General features: G+C 64.0%; 4 protein-coding genes. All 4 read right to left on the reverse strand.

Going from position 1 to position 1573, the window contains the following annotated elements; all coding sequences use genetic code 11:
* Nucleotides 1–271 (reverse strand): heterodisulfide reductase subunit C (locus GY769_09965; protein MCP4202249.1); only part of this gene is annotated, 271 nt, incomplete at its 3' end.
* Nucleotides 264–725 carry a glycine cleavage system protein H gene (locus tag GY769_09970; protein ID MCP4202250.1) on the reverse strand — a complete coding sequence of 154 codons (462 nt, stop codon included), beginning with the start codon at nucleotides 723–725 and terminating at the stop codon, nucleotides 264–266. The genes GY769_09965 and GY769_09970, both read right to left, overlap by 8 nt.
* Before the next feature lie 54 nt (nucleotides 726–779).
* The gene (locus GY769_09975) at nucleotides 780–1154 is read right to left on the reverse strand and encodes a sulfur reduction protein DsrE (protein MCP4202251.1); all 375 of its coding nucleotides are present in this window, start codon (nucleotides 1152–1154) and stop codon (nucleotides 780–782) included.
* A gap of 41 nt (nucleotides 1155–1195) precedes the next feature.
* A partial coding sequence (locus tag GY769_09980) for a peroxiredoxin family protein (GenBank protein ID MCP4202252.1) occupies nucleotides 1196–1573 on the reverse strand: 378 nt, incomplete at its 5' end.

The raw sequence follows: 1573 nt of genomic DNA on the forward strand, positions 1-1573 counted from the left end.
ACTGCGAGCAGTCCCACACCGACTCGTTGAGCAGCTCGTAGAAGGTGTGAACGTCCTCGCGCGCCATCACCTGGGCGAAGACCCGCGGGCTGAAGTCGTAGAAGCGCGCCGACGGGCAGGCGGCGACGCAGATGCCGCACTCGTAGCAGCCGTAGAGGGTGGTCTCCCACCGCATGTCGCCCTTGACCTCGTCGAAGAGCTGCTGCTTCTCCTCGTAGGGGACGTCCTGGTACCTGGCGTCGGCGTAGATCGGTTCTGAGGCCTCAGCCATCGAAGCCCTCGCAGTGGACGCACTCGGCGAGCTCTTTCTCGGCCATGTAGGCCGCGAAGCCTTCGGCGGCAGCCTCTCCCGTCAGCAGCCCGGACAGTGCCGCGTCACCGCCCTCGGGCGCGATACGCACGATCCAGCCGTCCTTATAGGGACTGCGGTTGAGGATCGTGGCGTCAGCCACGGCGGCATCGTTGCCGGCGACGACCTCGCCGGCGAAAGGCGACTTCACCGGCCCGACCCACTTGCCGCTCTCGACGGTCGCCAGGCTCTTGCCCTGCTTGACCTTCTTGCCGGCTTTCTTGGGCCGGCAGTGGATGATCGCGCCGGCCAGCGACTGGGCGATGTCGGTCATGCCCACGTCGCAGGTGCCGTCGCCGTTGTTGCGCACCCAGACGTTGTACTCCACGTGGTAGAGCAGATCGTCGGGCAAGAGGCAGTTCTTGATCTCGGCCATGCTTTCCCCTCTTTTCTCTTCCGTAGGTTCCGCTGGAGCCCGGCATCGGGCCGATCAGTAACAGAGGACCATATCGGCCTCGAGGCCCTTCTCGGTCATGTAGGCCGCGCCGACCACCCCGTCGCACTCCTCGATCAGGTCGTCCGGGGTCATGTCGTGGAGCTGCAGCGCCGCCGAGCAGACCCGCATCTCGACGTCGGCTTCCTTGGCGTCGCGGATGAAGTCGATGATCGTCTTGCCGCCTTCCTTGGCGGTCATGCCCTCGGCCACGCCTTCCTTGAGCAGCAGCACGCCGTCGATCTGAAAGATCATCTCGGCCTCGTGGTCCATCGCCGCCGCGACGGTGGCCATGTAGAACGGTGTCGCGCACCGCTGGGGCGTCTCGGGCCCCGAGGTCACGAAGATGACGACTCTACCTTCTTCAATCATGGCTTATCGCCCTCGTCTACCATGGTGATGTCGCCCAGAGGCTAGATGAACAAGCTGATGTCGGATTCGGCGGCGAACTCGAGAAAGGTCGCGGCGCCGCCCAGGTCGATGCCGTCGATGAACTCGTCGCGGGAGAAGCCGAAGACGTCCATAGTCATCTGGCAGGCGATGAGCTGGACCTCGAGATCGACGCAGGCCTCGCGCAACTCTTCGACCTTGGCGACTCCCTTGCTCTCGAACTTCTTCTTCATCATCTTGGTGGCGAAGCTCTCGTAGCCCGGGACGTTGCCCGAGATGAGATTGGGGATCTTCCACGAGATGTTCTGGAACTTCTCGCTGCCGAAAGGCATCTTCATCGGCATCGCCGGGTTGGCATGGGGCGCGACCGTGGCGCCCAGGTCCTTCTTCAGCAGCGGCAG

The organism is bacterium (genome assembly GCA_024224155.1).
GTDB lineage: Bacteria > Acidobacteriota > Thermoanaerobaculia > Multivoradales > JAHEKO01 > CALZIK01.